Annotated in this window: 4 protein-coding genes and 1 pseudogene; 3 read left to right on the top strand and 2 right to left on the bottom strand. The window is 68.2% G+C overall.

Annotated elements, in window-relative coordinates; translation table 11 throughout:
• Positions 1 to 544: pseudogene (locus V7D63_RS02970) on the bottom strand (NADP-dependent malic enzyme); the annotation flags it as partial.
• 92 nt (positions 545 to 636) lie between these two features.
• On the bottom strand, positions 637 to 1503 hold the full coding sequence (gene dapF / locus V7D63_RS02965) for a diaminopimelate epimerase (RefSeq protein ID WP_333590762.1): 867 nt from the start codon (positions 1501 to 1503) through the stop codon (positions 637 to 639).
• A gap of 47 nt (positions 1504 to 1550) precedes the next feature.
• Here dapF and V7D63_RS02960 point away from each other — a divergent pair, with 47 nt between their 5' ends.
• The 3 genes from V7D63_RS02960 to V7D63_RS02950 all read left to right on the top strand — a co-directional run.
• A complete protein-coding gene (locus V7D63_RS02960; protein ID WP_333590761.1) occupies positions 1551 to 2366 on the top strand; it encodes a potassium channel family protein in 816 nt (271 codons plus the stop codon).
• Positions 2367 to 2433: 67 nt separating this feature from the next.
• Complete coding sequence (locus tag V7D63_RS02955) at positions 2434 to 4608, top strand: prolyl oligopeptidase family serine peptidase (protein WP_333590760.1); 2175 nt, start codon at positions 2434 to 2436, stop codon at positions 4606 to 4608.
• Positions 4609 to 4768: 160 nt separating this feature from the next.
• On the top strand, positions 4769 to 6981 hold a 2213-nt coding region (locus V7D63_RS02950; RefSeq protein WP_333590759.1), incomplete at its 3' end, for a prolyl oligopeptidase family serine peptidase.

The following is a 6981-nucleotide window of genomic DNA, read 5'->3' as shown; positions in this document are numbered from 1 at the left end:
TGATCAGGCCGGCGGTCGAGATGATGGCCGTGCCGTGCTGGTCGTCGTGGAAGACCGGAATGTCGAGCAGATCCTGAAGCTGGGCCTCGATCTCGAAACATTCGGGGGACTTGATGTCCTCCAGGTTGATGCCGCCCCAGGTGTCGCCGATGTTCTTGACCACGGTGATGAATTCGTCCGGGTCGGTGGTCTTGACCTCGATGTCGAAGCTGTCGACGTCGGCGAAGCGTTTGAACAGGACCGACTTGCCCTCCATCACCGGCTTGGAGGCCATGTGACCCAGGTTGCCCAGGCCCAGGATGGCGGTGCCGTTCGAGATGACGGCGACCAGATTGCCCTTGGAAGTGTAGTCATAGGCCTTGTCCGCATCCTCGGCGATGGCCAGGACGGGAATGGCGACGCCCGGCGAATAGGCCAGCGACAGGTCGCGCTGGGTCGCCATCGGCTTGGTCGGGGCCATGGAGATCTTGCCCGGCGTGGGGACGCGGTGGAACTCCAGGGCGTCGTCGTCGGAGAAGGTTTGTTTGTCGGTGATGTCGGGCATTCGCGGGTCTCTCGGGCTTCGCTTCTGTTCCTAGAGCGAGCCTTCCGCAGGGACAACCGCTTCTCCTGCCCATGCGTGCATGGAGAGGAGACTTAGAGCGTTCCCGTGCGCTCGATCTCGACCGGGCCGGTCATCAGCACGTGGTCGGTCGCTTCGTCCCATTCGATCAACAGTTCGCCGCCGTCGACCTCGACCGTCGCGGAACGGCCGGTCAGGCCGCGACGATGGGCGGCGACCAGGGCGGCGCAGGCGCCGGTGCCGCAGGCCCGGGTCAGGCCCGCGCCGCGCTCCCACACCCTCAGCCGGATGCGGTCGGGGGCCAGGACGTGGGCGAAGCCGACGTTGACGCCCTCGGGGAACAGGGGGTGGTGCTCGATCAGCGAGCCGGAGCCGCGCACGAAGGCGTCGTCGGGCGTGTGGTCCATGAAGAAGACCACGTGCGGATTGCCCATGGAGACGGCGCCCGGCGTGTGGATCACCGGCGCGTCTATGGGACCGATCTGAAGCTCTATGCCATAGGTCGCCATCTCTTCGGCCAGGGGGATTTCGTCCCAGCGCAGCCGGGGCGCGCCCATGTCGACTTTGACCTGGGCCGCGGTCGTCGGTCCTTCGGGACCTCCCGATCCGACGCGGCCCGGGACGCGCCAGGCGGTGGTCAGGCCGCCCAGGGTGTCGATGACGACGCGGTCGGTTCCGTTCGCCTGCATCAACAGCCAGCCGACGCAACGCAGGGCGTTGCCGCAGGTCTCGACCGTTCCGCCGTCGGCGTTCCAGACCCGCATGAAGGCGTCGCCGCGATCGGAAGGTTCGATGGCGATCAACTGGTCGCAGCCTTGGCCCGTCGCGCGGTCGGCGATGGCGCGCGCCTGGTCCGCGTCGGGCGTGAAGGGCGCGGCCAGGGCGTTGACCACGACGAAGTCGTTGCCGGCGCCGTTCATCTTGACGAAGGGTCTGGTCATCACCCGTGGATATAGGCCCGACGCGTCAATCAGGCTATCGCTCAACCATGAGCCGCAAGCCCAGTCTCCCCGCAGCCCCGCCCGACAAGGCCGAAGGCCTGCGGCTGCGGGCCAGGCTGCGGTACCTGTATCACGGCAGCCGGCCCCCGGCGGTGCGGTTCCGGCTGGCGGTCATCGTCATCGATTTCGCCATCATCGGCTTCTTCCTGGCCGCGCCGATCCTGCATGAGGCGGGGGTCGTCTTCTATGTCATCGACTATCTGGTGGCGGCGGTTCTGGCGCTGGACCTGGCGGCCCGGGCCTATGCCCACACCGACATCAAGGCCTGGCTGAAGAAGCCGACGACGTGGATCGACCTGTTCATCCTGGCGACCCTGTTGTTTCCGGCCTGGCTGTACAATTTCGGCTTCCTGCGCCTGTTGCGCATCTGGACCCTGCTGGATTCGGAGTTCTTCTGGCGCACGGTCGGGCGGCGCTATGACGACACCCGGGTGGAGGAGATCACCCGCGCCCTGGCCGCCCTGGTGACCTTCGTCTTCGTGGTGACCGGCTTCGTCTATGCGACCTTCGCGGGCAGCCATCCGGGCATCAGCGGCTATCTGGATGCGCTGTATTTCACCATCGCCACCCTGACGACGACCGGGTTCGGGGACATCACCCTGCCGGGCAACTGGGGGCGGGTGCTGTCGATCGTGGTCATGCTGGCCGGCATCACCCTGTTTCTGCGGCTGGCCCAGACCCTGATGCGGCCGCACAAGGTGCGCTTTCCCTGCGAGCGCTGCGGCCTGCAGAAGCACGACCCGGACGCCGTGCACTGCAAGGCGTGCGGCAATCCGCTGTGCATCCCCGACGAAGGATCATGACAAACCCGTAATGTGCGCATCCGTAAAGGACGGATAGGGTGCGGCCCGAACCATTCTGGGGAATGTCATGATCCGATCCGCCGTCCGCGCCGCCCTGCCCACGACCGCCTTGGCGACGCTGGCCTTGTCCCTGTTGAGCACGACTGCCATGGCCCAGACCGCCGCGCCCGCCGCCGCTTCTCCCGCCGCCGCTCCGGCCGCCGAGGCCGAGGACCCCTATCTGTGGCTGGAAGAGGTCGAGGGCGAACGGGCCATGGCCTGGGTGCGCGAACACAACGCCCATTCCCTGGGCGTGCTGCAATCGGACCCGCGCTATCAGGGCTTTTATGACCAGGCGCTGGCGATCAGCCAGTCGCGGGCGCGCATTCCGTCGGCTGGGTTCAACCGCGACGGCACGGTCGATAATTTCTGGCAGGACGCCGACCATGTGCGCGGCGTCTGGCGGCGCGCGACCCTGGACAGCTATCGCGGCGCCGACATCGCCTGGGACACGATTCTGGACATCGACGCCCTGGCCGCCGCCGAGGGGGCCAACTGGGTCTATAAGGGCGCCAACTGCCTGCAACCCCAGGAACGCTACTGCCTGGTCAGCCTGTCTGACGGGGGCAAGGACGCGGTCACCGTGCGCGAATACGACACGGTCGAACGCCGCTGGGTCGAGGGCGGGTTCACCCTGCCGGAATCCAAGGGCGGGGCGACCTGGATCGACCGCGACACCCTGTTGATCGCGCGCGATTTCGGCGAGGGGTCCCTGACCACCTCGGGCTATCCGATGACCGTGCGGCGGCTGAAGCGCGGCCAGAGTCTGGACCAGGCCGAGATCGTCTTCACCGGCCAGCCGACCGACGTCTCGGCCGGGGCCTATACGCTGCGCGACGCCGACGGCGCGCTGAAGGCGACGCTGCTGCATCGCGGGATCACCACCTGGGAGAGCGAGACCTGGCGGCTGAACGCCGACGGCACGACGACGCGGATGGCCCTGCCGACGCGGGCCGACATCAACGGCATGGTCGGCGACCGTCTGATCGTCACCATGTTGCAGGACTGGACCTCGCCCTCGGGCCAGGCGTTCCGCATGGGCGACGTGGTCGCCTATGACATCGACGCCTGGCTGGCCGATCCGATGGCGCCGGGCGAGATCGTCATCCGCCCCGGCGAGCGTGAGGCGGTCGAGGCGGTGACGGCCACGCGCAACACCTTGGTCGTGGCCCTGTATGAGAATGTGCGCGGCGGGGTTTACGTCTATCGCCCGCGCGCCGGCGGCGGCTGGGACCGGTCGCGTATGGACCTGCCTCAGAACGTCACCGTCGGCCTGGGTTCGGCCAGCGAGATCGATGACAAGATCTTCGTCAGCCTGACCGGCTATCTGAACCCGTCCAGCCTGTGGCTGGCCGACGCCGCGACCGGGGCGGCCGAACAGATCAAGAGCCTGCCGCCGATGTTCGACGCGGCGGGGCTGGAGGTCGAGCAGTTCGAGGCGCGCTCGGCCGACGGGACGATGATCCCCTATTTCGTCGTGCACCGCGACGGCATGGCCCTGGACGGGTCCAACCCGACCCTGCTGGGCGGCTATGGCGGCTTCCAGGTGTCGCAACTGCCCGGCTATTCCGGGACCATCGGCAAGCTGTGGCTGGAGAACGGCGGCGTCTATGTGCGCGCCAACATCCGCGGCGGCGGCGAGTTCGGCCCGCGCTGGCACGAGGCGGCGCGGCAACAGAACCGTCAGCGCGCCCATGAGGATTTCCAGGCCGTGGCCGCCGACCTGATCGCGCGGAACATCACCAGCCCGCGCCGCCTGGGCGTCATCGGCGGCAGCCAAGGCGGCCTTCTGATGGGGACCATGCTGACCCAGCGGCCGGACCTGATCAATGCGGCGGTCATCCAGGTGCCGCTGTTCGACATGATGCGCTATCACCGCCTTCTGGCCGGGGCTTCGTGGATGGGCGAATACGGCGACCCCGACATCCCCGAACAGCGCGCCTGGATCGCGGAATATTCGCCCTATCAGAACCTGCGCGCGGGCCAGCCCTACCCCGAGGTCTTCATCCACACCTCGACCAAGGACGACCGGGTGCATCCGGGCCATGCCCGCAAGGCGGCGGCGCGTCTGGAGGCGCTGGGCTATCCGGTGCTGTTCTACGAGAACACCGACGGCGGGCACGCGGCCGGGGCGAACCTGCGCGAGACGGCGCGGCGCATCGCCCTGGAATACACCTATCTGTCGCGTCGGCTGATGGACTGATAGGAAACCATCCTCCCCCGTTCTTGACGGGGGAGGGGGACCACGAAGTGGTGGAGGGGGCGACCCCAGGCGCCGGTCGTGGCTTTCGCCCCCTCCACCGCCTTCGGCGGTCCCCCTCCCCCGCTTCGCTGGGGAGGATTTAGAACGGAGTGTCCCGCCTATGCGTCGCCTGCTGCTGACCGCCGCCCTGCCTGCCCTGATGCTGGGCGCCTGCGCCACACTGGACGCCGCGCCCGCCGCGCCGTTGGAGACCCCCATGGCCGAGGCCGCGCCGTCGCCGTATCTGCCGACCGACCTGTCGCCCGCCGGGGTGCGCGCCGCCGACGATCACCTGGCCTTGGAACAGGTCAACGGGGACGAGGCCATGGCCTTCGTGCGGGGCGAGAACCAGCGCTCGCTGGCCGCGCTGACCGGCGATCCGCGCTATGAGACCTATCGCCGCGAGGCCGAAGCGATCCTGACCGCCACCGACCGCATTCCGGGACCCGGTTTCCTGGGCGAGGGCATCGGCAATTTCTGGCAGGACGCGGCCAATCCCAAGGGCGTATGGCGGCGCACGACGCTGGACGGTTACGCCGCGGCCGACACGCGGTGGGAGACGCTGCTGGACATCGACGCCCTGGCCCGCGCCGAGGGCCGGGACTGGGTGTGGAAGGGGTCCGACTGTCTGGCGCCGGACGAGACCCGCTGTCTGATCTTCCTGTCGGACGGCGGCAAGGACGCCCTGTTCGTGCGCGAGTTCGACACCACGACGAAACGCTTCGTCGACGACGGCTTCACCCTGCCGGAGGGCAAGCATCGGATCGAATGGCTGGACCGCGACACCCTGCTGGTCGCCACCGACTTCGGCCAGGAGAACGGCCACGGCACCCTGACCGAGAGCGGCTATCCCTATATCGTCAAGGCGCTGAAGCGCGGCCAGACCCTGGCCCAGGCGACCGAGGTCTATCGCGGCGACGCCTCGGACGGCGGCTATGGCGTCAGCCCCTCGGTCTATCGCGACGCCCAGGGACGACCGACGGCCGTGATCGTCACCCGCCCGCTGGACACCTATCGCCAAGAGACCTGGGAACTGGTCGATGGCCGGCCGGTGAAGCTGGAGCTGCCCGAGCGCGTAAACATCTACGGCGTTCAGGGCGGGTCGCTGATCGTCTCCCCGGACGAGGATTGGTCCCGACAGGGCCGCGACTACAAGGCCGGATCGCTGTTGGCGATCTGCATCCCCTGCCTGCGGGCCACGACCGGCCCGGCGGCGCTGTCCAATCAGGCGGACGTCATCTTCCAGCCGACCGACCGCCAGTCGATCGGCGGCGTCCGGGTGATGAACGACCGGGTGGTCGTGGCGATTTCCGACAATGTCGTCGGCCGTCTGGCGGTGTTCCAGAACCGGGGCGAGTTCGGCTGGCCCAGGACCGACATCGCCACGCCCGAGAACATCAGCGTCAGCCTGGGCGACGCGTCCAAGGGGTCGGGCCGGTTCTTCTATTCGGTCGAGGGCTTTCTGACGCCGCCGACCCTGAGCCTGGCGGACGTGGACGACGGCTCGACCCGCGTGCTGCGCCAGGGACCGGCGCGGTTCGACGCCTCGACCCATGTGGTGGAGCAGTTCCAGACCGCCTCGTCCGATGGGACGATGATCCCCTATTTCGTGGTGCGGCCGAAAACCCTGGCGATGAACGGCCAGGCGCCGACCATCCTGTTCGGCTACGGCGGCTTCCAGGTGGCCAAGCCGCCCGCCTATATCCCGGAGATGGGCAAGCTGTGGCTGGAGCGCGGGGGCGTCTTCGTCAACGCCAACATGCGCGGCGGGTCCGAGTTCGGCCCGGCCTGGCACCGCGCCGTGCTGAAGGAGCACCGGCAACTGGCCTTCGACGACTTCGCCGCCATCGCCCGGGACCTGATCCGGCGCGGGATCACCAGCCCGGAACATCTGGGCATCTACGGCCGGTCGAACGGCGGGGTGCTGACCAGCGTGTCGGTGACCCAGCATCCCGAACTGTTCAATGCGGCGGTGATCGAAAGCCCGCTGATCGACATGCTGCGCTATCACGAACTGCCCGCCGGGGCGTCGTGGATCGGCGAATACGGCGACCCGCGCATCCCCGAGGAAGCGGCCTATATCGCCCGCTATTCGGCCTATCAGCACCTGCGGCCGGGCGTGGACTATCCGCGCGTCTACATCACCACCAACACCCGCGACGACCGGGTGCATCCGGGCCATGCGCGCAAATTCGCCGCGCGTCTGGGCGATCTGGGGGCCGATCACCTCTATTACGAGGAGACGGCGGGCGGGCATTCCAACGACGCCGACCCGGTGGCCAACGCCCGCCGCTGGGCGCGGCACTACGTCTATCTGGCGCAGCAGTTGATGGA

Origin of the sequence: Brevundimonas sp., from assembly GCF_036732845.1 — a bacterium.
GTDB lineage: Bacteria > Pseudomonadota > Alphaproteobacteria > Caulobacterales > Caulobacteraceae > Brevundimonas.
Note: the sequence above shows the minus strand (reverse complement) of the source record. Positions and strands in the feature narration are given on the sequence as shown.